Genomic DNA, 17,779 nt, shown 5'->3' with positions numbered 1-17,779 from the left:
TCTGGTTGAGGGGACATGGCTGCAGTCCATCAGTTACAAGGCGTTGGCAATGCCGCCGCTGCATTACTTGAAAAATTAAATATCTTCAATACTGATGATTTGCTTTTTCATCTACCACGTGACTATGAAGACCGTAGCACGATCATTCCCATGAATCAATTGAGCGTGGGGCGTAGCTATTTGCTCGAAGGTATCGTCAAAGGCGTGGATTTCCCGCCGGGTAAACGCAAGTCCATGGCTGTATTACTGGATGATGACTGCGGTAAAGTCACTTTGCGTTTTTATCATATTTATAAAGGCATCACCGATCGCTGCAAGCTCGGTCACCGTTTAAGAATTTTTGGTGAAGTCCGGGTCGGTGCGCGCGGTCTGGAAATGTATCATCCCGAGCTGCAAGTCATTACTGAAGATACCCCGCTACCGCAAACCCAACTTACCGCGATTTATCCTGCCACTGAAGGTCTGACCCAGCCAAAAATACGCGATTATATTCAACAGGCTTTGGCTCAGTATAGCGATCATCTGCCTGAACTGCTGCCAGCAAAATTTAGCAATGGTTATGCGTTAAAACAAGCACTGGAATATATCCATCATCCGCCAGTCAATGCCAATATGTTACAACTGGCACAAGGCTCGCATCCCGCACAGCAACGCCTGATCTTTGAAGAACTAGTGGCGCATCAGATCAGTTTATTGACCCGGCGTGCCTTTATTCAGCAGGTTGAAGCTCCTTCATTTGCACCGAGTAAAACCTATGCCAAACAGCTTCTGGCCAGTCTGGCTTTTGAAATGACCGGTGCACAAAAACGTGTATCCAAAGAAATCGCACAAGATTTAAAAGCCAATAAACCGATGTTACGTCTGGTACAAGGCGATGTCGGTGCCGGCAAAACATTGGTGGCCGGTGTCGCAGCCTGTCATGCCCTGGAAGAAAGCTGGCAAGTGGCGTTGATGGCACCTACCGAAATTCTGGCCGAGCAGCATTATCTCAACTTTAAACGCTGGTTTGAGCCACTAGGTCTTAATATCGCTTGGCTGTCCGGCAAGCAAAAAGGCAAAGCCCGCGCCGCAGCGGAACAGGTCATTCGGGACGGGAGCGCCCATCTGGTGATTGGCACCCACGCCCTGTTTCAGGAGAATGTCGAGTTTGCCAAACTCGGTCTGGTGATTATTGATGAGCAACACCGCTTTGGAGTCGATCAACGTCTTGCACTCAGAAATAAAGGCCTGGATGGCATGTCCCCGCATCAGCTGGTGATGACCGCAACCCCGATTCCCCGCACCTTGGCCATGTCGGCTTATGGTGATCTGGATACCTCGGTGATTGACGAGCTGCCACCGGGTCGTACCCCGATTCAAACGGTGACCATTCCACTGGATCGGCGTGAACAAGTTCTGCAACGTATTGCGACGAATTGCGCTGAAGGCAAACAGGCCTATTGGGTCTGTACCTTGGTGGAGCAATCCGAAACTTTAGATGCTCAGGCCGCGGAAGCCACTTTTGCCGAAATTCGGGAACGCTTTCCTGCGCTGAATATCGGTCTGGTACATGGCAAAATGAAAGCCGATGAAAAACAGGCGGTGATGCAGCAATTCAAAAACAATGAATTACAGCTACTCATTGCCACTACCGTAATTGAGGTCGGGGTCGATGTACCCAACGCTTCCATTATGGTGATTGAAAATGCCGAACGTTTAGGCCTGTCACAGCTACATCAGCTACGTGGTCGGGTTGGCCGTGGTGCCAAAGCCAGTTTCTGCGCCCTGCTATACAAGCATCCGCTGTCGCAAAACGGTCAGGAACGCTTAAGAATCATGCGTGAAACCAATGATGGTTTTATGATTGCCGAGAAAGATCTGGAATTGCGTGGGCCAGGTGAATTACTGGGGACTAAACAAACCGGCGATATGAATTTCCGCGTGGCCAAACTTGAACGCGATGATCACCTGCTCAATCAGGCACATTATGTGGCGCAGCAAATTTTAAAAGATTATCCAGATCAGGCTGAGGCGTTATTACAACGCTGGCTACCGGAAGCACCGCGTTATGCCTATGTTTAAATTACTGGCACAGGGAATCTCCAAGCTGAATACGCTTCAGCCCTGCCAGTTGTGTCAGACTGATTATCAGAGCATTTATTCAGTCTGTCAGGATTGCTGGCAGCAGTTGCCGTGGATACATCAAACCATTCAGCGTCAAGAAATGCAGTTTCAGATTGCCTGCGATTATGCCTACCCAATGGATCGGTTGATTCAGCTGTTTAAATATGAACAGAAGCTGCATTTGCAAAATTTACTGGCCGGTACGCTGTTGAGTTTAGAATTACCCAAAGTCAGTGCAATAGTCCCGATGCCGATCTCGACTGAACGCCTGGCCGAACGCGGTTATAATCAATCTCTGGTACTGGCCAAGCATGTGGCGAAAAAATTGAATGTTCCCATCTGGCAACCTGTTAGCCGGCTGAAACAGCATTCACAAAAAGGCTTAAGCCGTCTGGAAAGAATCGAAGATATCCAGTCGCAGTTTCAGATCAGTACACCGTCTAATATTCGTTACCGACGCGTGCTAATCATTGATGATGTAGTGACGACTGGCAGTTCGATTCTAGCGCTCACTCGAAAACTTGAAGAGCTAGGCTGTCAGAAAATTTATGCAGCCTGTCTGGCAGGTGCACAAATCTAAAATTTAAGCTTGGGCGAGTAAATGTGACTTCACCCAAGGAATCACAATTTCAGTGGTCAAGGGTGCCAGTAGCACCTCGTTTTCATCCAGATCAACCCATTTCATTTCAGCGATTTCTGCTTCAATTTTAGGTGCTTGATCGAGACTTACCCAATAGACATAACTCACCAGTTGATGATCAGGTTCATTGGCAGTCTGGGTTTCAAAACGGCCAATGAATTGCTGAATCTGGGCTTGCGTGCCAATTTCTTCCTGAATTTCACGCAACATGGTGGCTTCTGGGGTTTCATTTGGCTCCAGCTTGCCACCGACCTGCATAAAGCAGCATGTTCCTTGCTTGCGAACCACCAGCAGTTGCTGCGCTTCATTTAAAATAATGGCTGCAGCCACCGTAATCACTTTCATTTATTTTCTACAATTGCGTATTCTGGATAACTTATTTTACAAGGTCAGTCTGATCAACCATACCCCATTTGGCTTCAGGCGGCTGATAACTTTCGAATTGGCGCAAAATATCGTCCAGATCATCACTGATAATCAAAGCCTCAGTGAAACGTGATTTAGTAAAACCCTTCTCCGTGGTCATACGGATGAATTTAATCAGGTCATCATAAAAACCATCGGTATTGAGAAAAGCACAAGGCTTCTGATGAATCCCCAATTGTGCCCAAGTCCATTGTTCAGAAATCTCTTCCAGTGTTCCTGCACCACCGGGAATGGCAATAAATCCCTGAGCCAGTTCCGACATCCGGGTTTTACGCTCATGCATATTATCCACCACATACAGCTCGGTAATATGTGGATGTGCCAGCTCACGATTGACCAGCTGTCTTGGAATTACGCCAATCACCTTACCGCCCGCCGCCAAGGCACTATCAGCCACAATACCCATTAAGCCAGAACGACCTCCTCCATAAACCAGCGTTTGCTGTCGTGTCGCCAGAGTCTGACCGACTTTTTCGGCAACCTGCGTATAAAGAGGATCCGAGCCAAGCGCTGAACCACAAAAAATTGCGATAGAATTCATCATTTCATCCTCTAATTGACGCCATATTGTACGAAATCGCGGCAAGCACGCTTTTTACCAAAATAACTGCTTAATATCAGTGTTTTTATTCAATTCCTTGTCTAAAATACACCCATTCCAATTCACATACTGCGCCCGGGAGAAAAGACAGCATGCTTGAAGCCTTTTACGCCACAGAGCGCGGTAGCTTAGAAGATATCACGATTAATGGTGATTTCGACCTGCATCCAGATTTAGTCTGGCTTGATCTGATTGCGCCTTCACAGGAAGAGCAGCAATGGATTTTAGATGCCTACGAGCAAAATTTACCGACCTTAAAATCGCTGGAAGATATTTCCTCGAGTGCCCGATTTTACCGTGATGATGACGGTATTTTGCATATCAGCACCTATTTTTTAACCAAGAATAAAAACTATCAGGTCGAAAACGAACACGAAGATGAATCCAGTATGTTGGCAACAGTACAAACCGTTGCATTCATTCTGCACAAGGATCGTCTGTTTACTTTGCGTGGTGAAAAACTGGTGGCTTTTCGCGCCTTTCGTGCCCGCGCGCGCCGCAATGATTATGAAATCGATTATAAAGATCCGACCTGGATTTTATTGGGCTTACTCGAAGCCAAGCTGGATGAGCTGGCCGATATTCTGGAAGATGTGCATAAAGATTTAGAGAAATATTCAACTGAAGTGTTGAATAACCGCCATCGTGAACAGATTCTGGATCTGGATGACATGATTACCCGCTTGGCGCAACTTGAAGATATGTTGGGTAAAGCGCAACTGTGTTTAATCGATTTACGCCGCGTCCTGACCTTCCTGTCGCGTCCACGCGCCTTGGGCAGTCATATTTATGATGCGGATATTCGAGAACTGAGTGAAGATGTGCGCTCGCTGGTCGAGCATGATGCTTTCTTGTTCCAGAAAGTACGTTTCCTGCTCGATACCACGTCCGGATTCATTAACACTGAGCAGAACGATACCATTCGTCGATTCTCGATTCTGCCGAGTATGCTTGCGCCACCAATGCTGATTGCCAGTATTTACGGTATGAACACCGAAGTGCTGCCCTTTGCACAAGGCACCATGAGTTTCATCATGGTCAGTATTATTTTAATTGGCTTCCTGATTGGCCCATTAATTTACTTTAGATGGAAGAAGTGGATCTAGAATCCCTCCTAACCTCTCTTTTGAAAAGGGAGAGATGTTTCCTGTCAGGGAGAGGTTTTTTATTAGATATCCCTTTCTAAGTCTCACTTGCTCTTTAGATTTAAAGTGAAGCGCAAGAAATGCCTGTATTTAATTCATATTTATTTAATCCCTCTTCAACTTCTCTTTAAAAAGTGAAGAAAATGGTTAGGGAGGATTTTTACACCCCTCTCTCTAACTCTCTCCCTGAGGCAGAGAGGACGTGCAATCCATATTTAGATCTATTTGATTTGAATGATTTCTTAAAATTTGATCACAATAAAAAAGCACCTTTCGGTGCTTTTCTTTTACTGAACGATGTTTAAATCATCCTGCAAATGGCTGGCCTGAATGATATTCATCATTTTAGCAGGAACAGCTTTAAACTGTAGCCCTTGAGCCTGATGAGTCTGGCGCAGCCAGCGCACCAAAACTGCCAAAGCCAAAGTACTGCCACTTTCAAGCTCAGCCAGATTAACCACAAGTGGAAACTTGCTTTGTGACTGGATCACACGCAGACCATTTAAGTAATAGTCCTGTGCATTGTCATAGTCAATCTTGCCTGAAACCTGTAGTTCCTGATCATTGAATGTAATCACGGCTCACCTGTTTGATTATTTCTTGTCGATTGCAGCTTCTGCATCCGGTTTAAAGTTGGCAATTGCTTTATCAATATTACCGCCATTACGTTTTACCGTCGCAGCAAACTGGTTACGGAACTGCAAACCTAGGTCAATACCCGATACGTTGATGTTGCGGATTTTCCATTGTGAACCCTTGTCCACCAGCTGGAATGCTACTGGAATTTTCTCGCCCTTGTTATTAAAGTCGATGGTCACGACAGGGTTTTTGCTGTTGCTGGCCTTGTAAGGACGCACGCTATAAGTCTGATTACTGAACTTGGCAAAGGCAGAACCATAGTTTTCAATTAAGGTTTCACGGAAATTCTTTTCAAACTGCGCACGCTGTGCCGCCGTACTATATTGGTTCGTGGCATATGTGCCCATCACAATACGTGTGAAAGATTGAGAATCAATATACGGATCCAGATTCTGGCGCACAATGCTTTTGACCAAAGCTGGATTTGATTGCAGTTTTGCATTGTCAGCTTTGAGGCGCTCAATTAAACCATCTGCTACTTTTTTAATAAAAGCAGGTGGTGCTTCAGACGGTGCAGCAAACACTGTACCAGCAACCATTGTTGAAAGAATGCTTACTGCAAGCGTTTGTTTTACTAAAGTCTTCACTGAATTCTCCTCAATCTATTATTCAACAAATGCAGGTTCTGCATCTGTTGTTTCTGAAACTGTCGTCTGTTCCGATGTAGTTTCTTGACTATCTGACGATTTGCCAGCACCACCGGTAATAAATTTCGTCACCAAATCTTCAATTTCCATAGTGCCTTGGGTATTGGCAATCTGATCGCCGCGTTGCAAATAGCTCAGACCACCACCTGGAATAATTTTCAGGTACTTTTCACCCAATAAGCCATTGGTCGCTACCATAATATAAGCATCTTCATCAATATTGGTGATGGATTTCATGTTAGCTAACAGTTGTTTTTCCATGTCTTTTTGTTGCGCAGGTGTCGCTGCTTCATAGTCCGAGCTGTAGCGTAACTCGTCCAGAGCTTCCTCTTGAACTTGCTTTAATTGTTCAGCATTAAACGAGGTCAATGAGCCATCTAGGGTCATATGTACGGTTGCCAGACGCGTTACAGGATCCAGGGTAATCTCATCGACCTGTCCCACTTTCACCCCGCTTAAAGCGACTTTGGCACGTGGCTTGATGCCATTCACATTTTCAAAAGTTGCCGTCATTTTATAGCTGTCGGAAATATTGCTGCCGACCAGACCACTGACACGCATCGCTAAAAAGAATAAGGCAATACCAAATAAAATAACAAAAATACCAACGGCCAGCTCACTAGTACGTGATTTCATTAAACACCTCCGAACATGACCGCAGTCAACACAAAATCAAAGCCTAAAACGCACAGTGAAGAATAGACGACTGTACGCGTTGTAGAAGTTGCAATACCTTCCGATGTTGGTACACAGGCATAGCCTTGATATACCGCAATCCAGGTACACATTAATGCGAATACAAAACTTTTAATAATAGTGCCATTCAAGACATCTTTATAGAATTGCACGCTGCTTTCCATGCCGCTCCAATAAGCGCCTTCATCAGCCCCCAAAAAGTCTACACCGACCATTTTGCCGCCCATAATTCCGACTGCGGCAAAGATCACCGAAAGCATAGGCAAGCTGAAAATCCCCGCCCAGAGACGTGGCGAAATCACCCGTTTTAAGGGATCCACCCCGATCATTTCCATACTGGACAATTGTTCAGTGGCTTTCATCAGACCAATTTCTGCGGTCAAAGCCGAACCGGCACGTCCTGCAAACAGCAAAGCCGCGACTACAGGTGCTAATTCACGCAGCAAGGTCAACGCCACCGCTGTACCAAGCATGGATTCACTGCCAAAGGTCGACAGAATACTGAACATCTGCAAGCCAAGCACGGCACCAATAAACAGACCAGAAACCACAATAATCAGCAGGGACAATACCCCGACCCGATACATCTGATAAACAAATAGTCTTAGCCCAAGCCAGGTCGGCATGGAAAATAAGATCTGCAACAGCATCAGGGTTGCGACCCCAATCCCCTGTACACGTTCAATAACGCGTCTACCTAATGCGGCAATTGCATTCATGAACGTACCTCATCACTTAAATAAGCCCGGTGACTAAACTGATAATCGACTGGACCTTCCACCGAACCCGTCAGGAATTGCTGCACAAAAGTTGAAGGATGCACTTTTAGCTCTGCCGGTGTGCCCTCGCCCTGGATCTTGCCTTCTGCCACGATATAAATGTAATCAGCAATGGATAAGGTTTCTGTCACATCATGCGAGACAATAATCGTGGTCAGATCCAGTGCTTCACGCAGAGAGCGGATTAAACGAGTCAACACCCCCATCACAATCGGATCTTGTCCGGCAAAGGGTTCATCGTACATGATCAGTTCAGGGTCCAGCGCAATCGCCCGGGCTAAAGCCACACGTCGGTTCATACCACCAGACAGTTCCGATGGCATCATTTGCTCTGCACCGCGCAAGCCGACGGATTCCAGTTTCAATGCCACGATTTCCTTAATTAGATGTTCTGGCAGTTTGGTATGGGCCCGAATTGGAAACGCGACATTTTCATACACGCTCATATCGGTAAACAAAGCACCACTCTGAAATAGCATACCCATCCGTGCACGTGCTGAAAAAAGTTCGGAACGTGACATCGAGGCAATATCTTTGCCATCCAATAAGACCTGCCCATGCTCAGGCGTCAGCTGCCCACCGATCAATCTTAATAAGGTAGTTTTACCAGTTCCGGATGGCCCCATAATGGCGGTAATCTGCCCACGACGAATATTTAAACTCACGTCGTCATAAATCACGCGCTCGCCTCGTTTGAAGCTCAAATTCTTGACTTCAATCAAAGACTGAGTATCTCGCGCTGTTTGATTTTTCATAGCTGAGTTTATTCCTACATTTTTTCAGCATGCATACTATAAAGGAACGAAGTTCAAAATGTTAGCAGTTGAAAAAGGTGGGTGAATATCATAAAAAGATGACAATAATTGATTATTTCGTGTTTTTTATAATAAAAATATGTACTTAGGCTTAAAATGACTAGATTGATTAATTAAAAATACTGTATAAATAATAGATAATATTACATAAAATCAAAGTCAATGCGATATATGGCATATGCACCTCTATCAATTGAGATCGAGCAGCTAAACTTTTCATATTAATAATTATCATAACCCTGACAAAATATGAATTAGTAGACATTTTACGTTAAAAAGCAAAAAACTCAATGCATAAAAAAACCGGTATTTCTACCGGTTTTTTTATCTTCATCTAGCGACTCTATTAGTCGTTAAATTTACGACGTGGACGATCTTCACCACCGAACGAACGTTCACCACGTGGTTTGTCATCAAAGTTGCGACGTACTGGACGATCACCGAAATCACGTTTTGGACGGTCATCACCGAATGAACGCGCTGGACGATCACCGAAACCACCTTCACGACGTGGAGCAGGACGATCACCAAAATCACGTTTTGGACGATCACCATAACCGCCTTCACGAGCTGGCTTGTAATCTACACGGTTGCCACGGTTGTCATCATTAGAGCGAGGACGGTCACCAAAACCACCTTCACGACGCGGAGCTGCACGATCACCGAAGTCACGCTTTGGACGGTCATCAAACGAACGTTGTGGACGGTCGCCAAAACCACCTTCACGACGCGGAGCTGGACGATCACCGAAGTCACGCTTTGGACGGTCATCAAACGAACGTTGTGGACGGTCGCCAAAACCACCTTCACGACGTGGCGCTGGACGATCACCGAAGTCACGACGTGGACGATCTTCGCCAAATGCCGGACGTTCGCCACGTGGTTTGTCATCGAAGCTACGACGTGGACGATCATCACCGCCTTCACGACGTTTGAAGTTGCTTTCGCCTTCAAAACGACGACCACCGCCAAAACCACCACGACCGCCATCACGACGACCGCCGCCATCACGACCACGACCACGGCCAGCGCCATCACGGCTACCACGTGCAGGAGGTGGAGATGGCTCAAGACCTTCGATTTCAGATACGTTTAGACGCGCATCAAGGAAGTCTTCCAAAGCACGGATCTTGCCACGCTCACGGTAAGTTGCAAGTGTAATGGCTTTACCAGTACGACCGGCACGACCTGTACGACCAATACGGTGTACATAGTCTTCGTTCTTCATTGGAAGACCGAAGTTAATTACGTGTGAAATGGTTGGTACGTCAAGACCACGAGCAGCAACGTCAGTTGCAACTAAGATCTTCGCACGACCTTCACGGATGCTGCGTAAACGGCGGTTACGTACAGTTTGTGGCATAGCACCGTGTAGCGCTACAACTGATAGGCCTGCTTCAGCAAGTTCTTCAGCCAGCATATCTGTGTCTTCTTGAGTTGACGCAAATACAACTGCTTGATCAACGTCTTCTTCGTTCAACCAGTGAGTAAGAAGTTTTTTCTTGTGCTCGAAACCGTCAGTCCAATGCAAAGTCTGAGTAATATCAGTATTTGTAGAGTGACCAGTTTCAATCGAAATACGCAGTGGATCATTCATCATGCGTTCTGCAAGTGTAATGATACGTGGTGCAAACGTCGCAGAGAACATTAGAGTTTGTTTACGGTTTGCAGCCAACTCACCAATTGCTTCTAAGTCTTCAGAGAAACCGAGGTCAAGCATACGGTCAGCTTCATCGACGATTAACGCATCAACTTTATCAAGTTTGATTTGACGGCGATTCACCAAGTCAAGTAGACGGCCTGGAGTTGCAACAACAACTTGCGCGCCTTTTAACTGTTGAATTTGCTTACCGAAAGGCATACCGCCCATGATTGCAGCAATACGAACACCTTTCATGTGACGTACAAATGCAATTGCGTCTTGACATACCTGTTGTGCCAATTCACGAGTCGGTGAAATCACCAGAATATTCGGTTGAGTAACCGCTTTCATACGGTCTTTAAATGGTACTAATGTATCTTGGCTTGCCAACGCATTTAAGGTAGGAAGCAAGAAAGCAGCAGTTTTACCAGAACCTGTTTGGCTTGACACAAGAAGGTCTTTACCTTCAAGTGCAGCTGGAATCGCTTGTTCTTGTACAGGAGTTGGAGTAGTAAAGCCTAAAGCATCGAGAGCCTGGGTTAGAGATTCGTCGAGGGAAAAATCAGCAAAAGTTTTGCTCATAGAGAGTATTCACCCTGAAGTGGGTGCTCCATTTAATAAATAACAATTATGGACATCGGCAAAAAGCGGCACAGCAAATAATGCTGAAAATATTAGGATTCAGCAGCGATCCGAGTAACGACGATGTGGATATAACGCACGCATGATTACGGCCGCAAACCTGAAGGAATCGCTTAAGCGATTGGGGCGCGAAGGATATGTCCTCTCTATGGACAGCACGCGCATACAATGATTAGAAGATAGTGTTCAGGTAAAGAACAGAAATTAAGTGCGTGGCGAAATTATAGCAGAATAATCAACAATGTCATTAAGTTTTAAAACTAATTTGCTCTGTTTATAATTTATATATTAATTTCATACACTTAAATATGAATAAAAAAATGTAACAACCGGTATAAAAAGGCAGTTTTCGCCAATTCACTTGATATTTCCAATATTCATATCATGTGAGAAATATACTCTACCTCCCTTCTTAACTATTTTACTGCTCTAAAAAAGGCATCCCGAAGGATGCCTTTTCTGAAAATTAGATATATTTCATCTAAACCCGATTATTTTGCTGCTTCACCCCAAGCAGGAACAACTGCTTGCATTAAAGGTTTAAGCATTTTCATTGAACAAGCCAAAACTTGACCATTTTCCATAGAGTCGCTACCACCACGTGCATCAACTACAGTACCGCCTGCTTCTTTCACGATCAATTCGCCCGCTGCGATATCCCAAGGTTTTAAACCAAGTTCGAAGTAAGCATCAAAACGGCCTGCAGCAACATAGGCTAAATCCAATGCCGCAGAACCTGAACGACGATATTGCGCGCCAGCTTCAGTCACGTTTAACAAACTTTGAAAATGGTTCTTGGCATAAGATACAACTTCGCCATTACGTTTAGCACGGTAAGCGTGACCAACAGCCATAAAGGTATTTTCCAGGCTGTCTTTGACATTCACACGAATACGACGCTGGTTCATCATGGCACCACGACCACGACTGGCAGAGAATAGCTCATCTTTCACCGGGTCATAAATCACCCCGTGTTGAGTAATGCCTTTGTGCTGAACTGCGATAGAGATACAGAAATGCGGGAAACCGTTAATGAAGTTTAAAGTACCATCCAGTGGATCGATCACCCAACACCAATCGGCATCGTGACCATTACCTTCCTGATAGCCAAACTCTTCACCAAGGAAACTGTGATTTTTATAGCTTTTACGTAGGGTATCGATGGTCAACTGCTCCAAATAACGATCTACACGCGTTACTGGACCATCAATTCCTTTTTCTTCGACTTGTAGATCGAGTTTATGACGATTCTGATGCGCTTTTAAAAGCTCTTGACCAACTAACTGAGCCGCACGCGCAGCCATCACCACCATAGGTTCCATTGAACACCCACTACAAATTTAAAGAAACTGATAAAGAATAATGCATAAAAGCCCCGATATCTTAGCAAATATCAGGGCTTTTTTGGAGAAAATGTGTCTAAAATTTTTAAGAACTTATGACAAAACGCTTTGCCTCAAGGCTGACCAGGCTTGATTCATTGATTTTTCAATACCTTGCGCATCCAATCCGGCCTGATGCAACATTTGTGCATGCGTGGCCTGAGCCATGAACGTGTCGTCTAAACCAAGATTCAGCAGCGGTTTCACAATCTGTGCTTCTGCCAGATATTCATTGACAGCACTACCCGCACCGCCCATCACGGCATGTTCTTCTACTGTCACAAACAGACTGGTGCTTGATGCCAGATCATCCAGCATTTGCGTATCAAGAGGTTTGATAAAACGCATGTTCACAACACGCACACCAATCTCATGTTTCACTGCAAAGGCTTCAGCGGCGTCGACTGCGGCCTGTACCCGGCTACCAAAAGCCAGAATAGAAATATATTCGTCACACTGCACATTAAAGCTGGCGACAATTTCCGCCTGACCGATTGGAATTTCAAGCATCTTTTGCTGGATATCCACCCCTAAGCCATTGCCACGTGGATAACGCACAGCTGCCGGCCCAGGATATAAATACGCAGTATGCAGCATTTGACGACATTCATTTTCGTCTTTTGGTGCCATGATCACGATATTCGGGATCGTCCGCATATAGGCATAGTCATAGGCACCGGCATGGGTCGGGCCATCTTCACCGACCAGACCAGCACGATCAATACCGAAGGTCACATCCAGATTTTGTAAGGCCACATCGTGTACCAGCTGGTCATAACCACGTTGCAGGAAGGTCGAATAAATTGCCACGACCGGCTTTAAGCCTTCACAGGCCATGCCCGCAGCCAGCGTCACGGCATGCTGCTCTGCAATCGCGACATCGAAAAAACGTTCCGGATATTCTTTGGCAAACTGCACCATACCTGAGCCTTCGCACATGGCCGGTGTAATCGCGAGCAAGCGCGAGTCCTGTGCTGCTTCATCGCAGAGCCACTGTCCAAATACATCCGAATATTTCGGTGCAGTCTTGGCAGCGGTAATGGCATTAAGCTTGCTAATCGCGTGATATTTGATTTGATCCGATTCGGCCGGCGCAAAGCCCTTGCCCTTTTTAGTATAGATATGAATCAGACGTGGGCCTGTACGCTTTTTCAGCGCTTTAAATACATGCACCAGTTGTTTGACATCATGACCGTCATAAGGGCCGAAATAGTCAAAGCCGATGGCTTTAAACAGGTTATCTGCGGCATCAGTCGCGGCACAGTGCAAGCGTGAGTTATACAGCCACTCCGGATGCGGCTGTACGTAAGCTTCACCTTCCTCGGTAATATTAACGAATTCACCGCGCTCCCAGATCGCCGCCAGATGCTTGGCAAAACCGCCAGTACTGCAAGAAATCGACATGTCATTGTCGTTCAGCACCACCATCAGATCGGCATTGTGCGCAACGGCATCGTTCAAGGCTTCAAAGGCCATACCCGCCGTCATGGCGCCATCGCCAATAATCGATACCACTTCACATGGCTTGTTCTGGTAGCGACGTGCCAAGGCCATGCCCAGACCAGCAGAAATTGCCGTCGAAGAATGCCCTACCCCAAAGGTATCAAATTCAGATTCTTCACGTGCTGGAAAGGCTGCCAGACCATCTTTGGCTCGGATAGTAGTGAGCTGTTCACGACGGCCGGTCAATGCCTTATGCGGATAGGCCTGATGCCCCACATCCCAGATCAGACGGTCATGTGGAGTATTGAAGCAATAGTGCAGAGCCACCGTAAGTTCAATAACACCGAGGTTGGCACCAAAATGTCCACCACTTTGCCCGGCAGCATACAAAATGAATTGACGTAACTCATCTGCCACTTGCGCTAGCTGGCTTTGCTCGAGTAAACGTAGTTGCTCAGGATGATTGATCGTATCCAGCAACGGTGTTACAGGGCGTTGAGTAGGGATTTCTGTATACAGCATATTATGGCAAAGCCTTCTAAAGCCTGGCAAATCTAAAGCTAGGTCAATGGGGAGTACCCGATCATATAGCTGAATTGTAGCAGCTTCAATTCAGCTACGCTTCTAGCGATGCAATATTAAACAATGATCTCATCGGGGTGAAAAAATCGCAGGCTACGATTATCCTGAATAATCTTACTATTTATCAACTATTATCGTCTGCTTTCTACAAAAAAGAAAATCTAATACAGAATTTCGACTTTGCAATTCTACCAATGTTCAATCATTACGCTATACTTTAGCCACTTTCAGGATTTAACGGGTTCAGCTGTGCCAATCGAATTTGTCGCAACGTCAAGATTACCTACCGCTCACGGTGAATTTAAAATTACTGTATTTCAAGACCCTAAGACTGGCGAAGAACATGTCGCGCTGTCTAAAGGACTTGAAGAAGTTTCTGACGAGCCAGTCGTGGTTCGTGTACATTCTGAATGTTTAACCGGTGATGCCTTTGCTTCACTGAAATGTGACTGTGGCCCGCAATTGCAGGCGACTTTAAAGCTGATCAATGAGTTAGGTCGCGGGGCGATTCTGTATTTGCGTCAGGAAGGACGCGGTATTGGCCTGACCAACAAGATTCGTGCCTATGCCCTGCAAGATCAGGGACATGATACGGTCGATGCCAATTTAATGCTTAATCTGCCGGCTGATGCACGTCAATATGACATGTGCAGCATTATGCTGGATCATTTGCAGGTCAAAGCGGTACGTCTGGTGACCAACAATCCTTTAAAAATTGAAGCTTTAAAAGCCCAAGGGATTAATGTGGTCGATCGGGTGCCCCTCACCGTCGGCTTAAATCCGTTTAATGAGCAATATCTCAAAACCAAACATGAGCGTATGGCACATCTTTATCAGAAGGATGATTTTTAAATCCTCCCCTTAATAAATCCCTCCAAACCTCCCTTTCTTGCGCTTCGACTTAAAGCAATGCTTAAGTCTTGCTCAGGGAGGCTTTTCCTTCTTTCAAAAAGAGGAGAAAACTCCCTCCTTTCTTAAAGGAGGGCTGGGGTGGATTAAGTATTAAATCGTCATCGAAAAAATCCGGTTCTCGGGCATGCGTCGCTTTAAACGTAAATCAAAAGCCATACAAATATTACGTACAAATGGTTTCCCTTTCTCCAAAATCGTGACTGATGAGTCTATCATTTGAATCAAACCATCCTGTGCCATTTCTTTAAGCTGTTCCACCACCTGATCGATTTCAGGGAAAAACAGCTCGGGTTTTTCCCATGAGGTACTAAAGCTGCACATCAAATTCAGAATATGCTGACGAATAATCAAATCTTCCTGATTTAATAGATGCCCTTTAAATACCGGAATTTCATTGCGAGCTAAACAGGCATAATATTCTTCAATGGTTTTCACATTCTGGGCAAAGCTGTACCAGCTATCACTGATCGAAGAAATTCCTAAACCGATCATCACTTGAGTTTTAGAGGCGGTGTATCCCATAAAATTGCGGTGTAATGTTCCAGCTTGAAAGGACTGGTACATGCCATCTGTATCTAAAGCAAAATGATCCATGCCAATTTCATGATAACCATGCGCCAGCAGTTTCTTTTTAGCCGCTTCATAACATTCACGTTTGATCGCATCTTTGGGTACATCGGCATCTTTAAAACCGCGCTGGCCATTGCCTTTAATCCAGGGCACATGTGCATAGCTATATAAAGCCAAACGATCCGGCAGAAGTGAATTGGTTTGCTCAATGGTGTTTAAGACATCGTCCAGATGCTGAAAAGGCAAGCCAAACACCAAATCATGCGAAATCGACTCATAGCCAATTTCACGCGCCCATTCGGTTACCTGTTTAACATGTTCATAGGGCTGAATCCGGTGAATGGCTTTTTGCACGGTTTCATTATAATCCTGCACCCCATAACTGACCCGGCGAAAGCCCAGATCATACAAGCCTTGCAAATGCTCACGCGTGGTATTGTTCGGATGCCCTTCAAAACTGAATTCATGCACAGGCGCTATGTCTGCTTTGGCCAAAATACCTTGAATCAGTTGAGTCAAATGCTCAACAGAAAAGAAAGTCGGTGTTCCCCCGCCTAAATGAATTTCTTTAATGACCGGCTTATCTTTCAGCAACTCACAATACAAATCCCATTCTTTCAGCACTGCCTGAATATAGGGCTGTTCCATTTCATGTTTTTTCGTGACTCGCTTATGACACCCGCAAAAAGTGCACAGGCTTTCGCAAAATGGCAGATGGATATACAGGCTGATGCCTTCACTTTGATTGGATTCAGTAAAGGATTTTTTCAGCGTTTGCTTCCATTGTTCCAGTGAGAAATTCTGCTCTTCCCAATATGGAACGGTCGGATAACTGGTATAGCGGGGACCAGGAACATTATATTTTTGAATCAGGGAATTGACCTGTACCGACATGACACCCACCTACTACCATCGAGAAATGCCCAAACCCATGAGCGCTTGCAAGTTATTGTGCTGAGCTTGAAAAAAGAATTCAACCTAGCCATTTGGTCGGATTTAATGCCCCATTCTGTCCATCAACACTCAAATTTAAAGCCTGGTTCAATCCACTACATTGCTAAATAGACCTTAATCTTTGACTGATTTTATGCTTTGATGTAGCTAGTTTTTTATTTCCCTACGAGGCTCTGATGCAGCATCCTACATCTGCGGATATTCAACGCGTTCGTGAATTTCTCCTCGACTTGCAGGCACGGATTTGTGCAGCACTGGAACAACAGGAGCGTGCTGGCGGCGGTACGGCCGAATTTATCATTGATGACTGGGAACGTCCGGAAGGTGGTGGTGGCCGTTCGCGTGTTTTGCAAAATGGTACCGTGATTGAGAAAGGTGGGGTGATGTTCTCCCATATCAATATTTCCAAACTGCCCGCTTCAGCCACTGAACGCCATCCCAATATTGCCGGTGCCAAGGCGCAAGCGATGGGTGTATCGCTGGTCATCCATCCGAAAAATCCGAATGTACCGACCTCACATGCCAACGTGCGTTTATTTGTTGCAGAAAAAGAAGGGCAAGATCCAATCTGGTGGTTTGGTGGCGGTTTCGACCTGACCCCGTTCTATCCAAATGATGAAGATGTCCTTTCGTGGCATCAGACGGCGCATGATCTGTGTGCGCCATTTGGTGAAGAGATTTATCCTGAACATAAACAATGGTGTGATGACTATTTCTATTTAAAACATCGTGATGAACAGCGTGGTGTCGGCGGGTTATTCTTTGATGATCTGAATCAGTGGGATTTTGATACCTGTTTCCAGTATATACAGGCCGTAGGCAATGGTTACCTAGAGGCGATTCTGCCAATTTTCCAGCGTAATCAGGATAAGCCTTATACCCAAGCGCAACGCGAGTTCCAGTTGTATCGTCGTGGCCGTTATGTCGAATACAATCTGGTTTATGACCGTGGCACCCTGTTTGGTTTGCAGACCGGCGGCCGAATTGAATCGATTCTGGTGAGCTTGCCTCCGCTGACCGGCTGGTCCTATCGTCCTGAATGGGATGAAGGCTCGCCGGAAAAACGTTTGATCGAATACTATCTGAAACCCCATGACTGGCTCACAGAATTAAAATCAACTGCAATGAAATGATACAAACAGCCCTCAAATAGAGGGCTGT

General features: G+C 45.6%; 16 protein-coding genes. 5 read left to right on the top strand and 11 right to left on the bottom strand.

Translation table 11 applies throughout. The features are described from left to right. Positions 1 to 15 precede the first annotated feature (15 nt). Positions 16 to 2,061 carry an ATP-dependent DNA helicase RecG gene (gene recG / locus FTU42_RS11600; RefSeq protein WP_100357824.1) on the top strand — a complete coding sequence of 682 codons (2,046 nt, stop codon included), beginning with the start codon at positions 16 to 18 and terminating at the stop codon, positions 2,059 to 2,061. After that, entirely contained in the window at positions 2,048 to 2,683 is a 636-nt protein-coding gene (locus FTU42_RS11595; protein WP_074383589.1) for a ComF family protein, read from the top strand. Before recG ends, FTU42_RS11595 begins: the two co-directional genes overlap by 14 nt. A 3-nt stretch (positions 2,684 to 2,686) precedes the next feature. Here FTU42_RS11595 and FTU42_RS11590 read toward each other — a convergent pair whose 3' ends face one another. Both FTU42_RS11590 and FTU42_RS11585 read right to left on the bottom strand, forming a co-directional pair. Continuing rightward, positions 2,687 to 3,088 (bottom strand): NUDIX domain-containing protein, encoded by a 402-nt coding sequence (locus FTU42_RS11590; RefSeq protein WP_180083428.1) that lies wholly within the window; start codon positions 3,086 to 3,088, stop codon positions 2,687 to 2,689. Positions 3,089 to 3,119: 31 nt separating this feature from the next. Then, a complete protein-coding gene (locus tag FTU42_RS11585) occupies positions 3,120 to 3,710 on the bottom strand; it encodes a TIGR00730 family Rossman fold protein (RefSeq protein ID WP_180083427.1) in 591 nt (196 codons plus the stop codon). Positions 3,711 to 3,862: 152 nt separating this feature from the next. On the opposite strand from FTU42_RS11585, the gene FTU42_RS11580 reads away from it, so the two are divergent. Beyond that, on the top strand, positions 3,863 to 4,876 hold the full coding sequence (locus FTU42_RS11580; RefSeq protein ID WP_005168743.1) for a CorA family divalent cation transporter: 1,014 nt from the start codon (positions 3,863 to 3,865) through the stop codon (positions 4,874 to 4,876). A 326-nt stretch (positions 4,877 to 5,202) separates the two neighbouring features. On the opposite strand, the gene FTU42_RS11575 is transcribed toward FTU42_RS11580, so the two are convergent. From FTU42_RS11575 to dxs, 8 genes are all read right to left on the bottom strand, one after another. Next, positions 5,203 to 5,493: an STAS domain-containing protein gene (locus FTU42_RS11575; protein ID WP_180083426.1), complete on the bottom strand. Its 291-nt coding sequence runs from the start codon at positions 5,491 to 5,493 to the stop codon at positions 5,203 to 5,205. 15 nt (positions 5,494 to 5,508) lie between these two features. Continuing rightward, positions 5,509 to 6,141 carry a phospholipid-binding protein MlaC gene (locus FTU42_RS11570; protein WP_005094187.1) on the bottom strand — a complete coding sequence of 211 codons (633 nt, stop codon included), beginning with the start codon at positions 6,139 to 6,141 and terminating at the stop codon, positions 5,509 to 5,511. Between the two features lie 18 nt (positions 6,142 to 6,159). Beyond that, entirely contained in the window at positions 6,160 to 6,837 is a 678-nt protein-coding gene (locus FTU42_RS11565) for an outer membrane lipid asymmetry maintenance protein MlaD (RefSeq protein ID WP_100329362.1), read from the bottom strand. Next, the gene (gene mlaE / locus FTU42_RS11560) at positions 6,837 to 7,616 is read right to left on the bottom strand and encodes a lipid asymmetry maintenance ABC transporter permease subunit MlaE (protein ID WP_074383590.1); all 780 of its coding nucleotides are present in this window, start codon (positions 7,614 to 7,616) and stop codon (positions 6,837 to 6,839) included. Before mlaE ends, FTU42_RS11565 begins: the two co-directional genes overlap by 1 nt. Then, positions 7,613 to 8,431 carry an ABC transporter ATP-binding protein gene (locus tag FTU42_RS11555; RefSeq protein WP_005094190.1) on the bottom strand — a complete coding sequence of 273 codons (819 nt, stop codon included), beginning with the start codon at positions 8,429 to 8,431 and terminating at the stop codon, positions 7,613 to 7,615. The genes mlaE and FTU42_RS11555 overlap by 4 nt, the downstream gene beginning before the upstream one ends. Before the next feature lie 406 nt (positions 8,432 to 8,837). Then, a complete protein-coding gene (locus FTU42_RS11550; protein ID WP_180083425.1) occupies positions 8,838 to 10,715 on the bottom strand; it encodes a DEAD/DEAH box helicase in 1,878 nt (625 codons plus the stop codon). A 551-nt stretch (positions 10,716 to 11,266) separates the two neighbouring features. Next, positions 11,267 to 12,097 carry an inositol monophosphatase family protein gene (locus tag FTU42_RS11545; protein ID WP_034608351.1) on the bottom strand — a complete coding sequence of 277 codons (831 nt, stop codon included), beginning with the start codon at positions 12,095 to 12,097 and terminating at the stop codon, positions 11,267 to 11,269. Positions 12,098 to 12,211: 114 nt separating this feature from the next. Continuing rightward, a complete protein-coding gene (dxs, locus tag FTU42_RS11540) occupies positions 12,212 to 14,122 on the bottom strand; it encodes a 1-deoxy-D-xylulose-5-phosphate synthase (RefSeq protein WP_180083424.1) in 1,911 nt (636 codons plus the stop codon). 309 nt (positions 14,123 to 14,431) lie between these two features. Between dxs and ribA the strand changes: the two genes are divergently transcribed. Further along, positions 14,432 to 15,034 carry a GTP cyclohydrolase II gene (gene ribA / locus FTU42_RS11535; RefSeq protein ID WP_005094196.1) on the top strand — a complete coding sequence of 201 codons (603 nt, stop codon included), beginning with the start codon at positions 14,432 to 14,434 and terminating at the stop codon, positions 15,032 to 15,034. A gap of 150 nt (positions 15,035 to 15,184) precedes the next feature. On the opposite strand, the gene hemN is transcribed toward ribA, so the two are convergent. Next, complete coding sequence (gene hemN, locus FTU42_RS11530) at positions 15,185 to 16,558, bottom strand: oxygen-independent coproporphyrinogen III oxidase (protein WP_100357828.1); 1,374 nt, start codon at positions 16,556 to 16,558, stop codon at positions 15,185 to 15,187. A 236-nt stretch (positions 16,559 to 16,794) separates the two neighbouring features. On the opposite strand from hemN, the gene hemF reads away from it, so the two are divergent. Further along, complete coding sequence (hemF, locus tag FTU42_RS11525; RefSeq protein WP_180083423.1) at positions 16,795 to 17,751, top strand: oxygen-dependent coproporphyrinogen oxidase; 957 nt, start codon at positions 16,795 to 16,797, stop codon at positions 17,749 to 17,751. Positions 17,752 to 17,779: the final 28 nt, after the last annotated feature.

This window comes from Acinetobacter sp. YH12102 (assembly GCF_013419125.1).
Classification (GTDB): domain Bacteria; phylum Pseudomonadota; class Gammaproteobacteria; order Pseudomonadales; family Moraxellaceae; genus Acinetobacter; species Acinetobacter pseudolwoffii.
This window is presented reverse-complemented; position numbering and strand designations above follow the sequence as displayed.

What these genes read in the sequence shown, in the direction of transcription:
- FTU42_RS11595 (WP_074383589.1), top strand. Translation starts at nt 2,048, where the DNA reads ATGCCTATGTTTAAATTACTGGCACAGGGAATCTCCAAGCTGAATACG.
- hemN (WP_100357828.1), bottom strand. Translation starts at nt 16,558, where the DNA reads ATGTCGGTACAGGTCAATTCCCTGATTCAAAAATATAATGTTCCTGGT.
- FTU42_RS11590 (WP_180083428.1), bottom strand. Translation starts at nt 3,088, where the DNA reads ATGAAAGTGATTACGGTGGCTGCAGCCATTATTTTAAATGAAGCGCAG.
- mlaE (WP_074383590.1), bottom strand. Translation starts at nt 7,616, where the DNA reads ATGAATGCAATTGCCGCATTAGGTAGACGCGTTATTGAACGTGTACAG.
- FTU42_RS11580 (WP_005168743.1), top strand. Translation starts at nt 3,863, where the DNA reads ATGCTTGAAGCCTTTTACGCCACAGAGCGCGGTAGCTTAGAAGATATC.
- FTU42_RS11555 (WP_005094190.1), bottom strand. Translation starts at nt 8,431, where the DNA reads ATGAAAAATCAAACAGCGCGAGATACTCAGTCTTTGATTGAAGTCAAG.
- FTU42_RS11565 (WP_100329362.1), bottom strand. Translation starts at nt 6,837, where the DNA reads ATGAAATCACGTACTAGTGAGCTGGCCGTTGGTATTTTTGTTATTTTA.
- recG (WP_100357824.1), top strand. Translation starts at nt 16, where the DNA reads ATGGCTGCAGTCCATCAGTTACAAGGCGTTGGCAATGCCGCCGCTGCA.
- FTU42_RS11545 (WP_034608351.1), bottom strand. Translation starts at nt 12,097, where the DNA reads ATGGAACCTATGGTGGTGATGGCTGCGCGTGCGGCTCAGTTAGTTGGT.
- dxs (WP_180083424.1), bottom strand. Translation starts at nt 14,122, where the DNA reads ATGCTGTATACAGAAATCCCTACTCAACGCCCTGTAACACCGTTGCTG.
- FTU42_RS11550 (WP_180083425.1), bottom strand. Translation starts at nt 10,715, where the DNA reads ATGAGCAAAACTTTTGCTGATTTTTCCCTCGACGAATCTCTAACCCAG.
- FTU42_RS11585 (WP_180083427.1), bottom strand. Translation starts at nt 3,710, where the DNA reads ATGAATTCTATCGCAATTTTTTGTGGTTCAGCGCTTGGCTCGGATCCT.
- hemF (WP_180083423.1), top strand. Translation starts at nt 16,795, where the DNA reads ATGCAGCATCCTACATCTGCGGATATTCAACGCGTTCGTGAATTTCTC.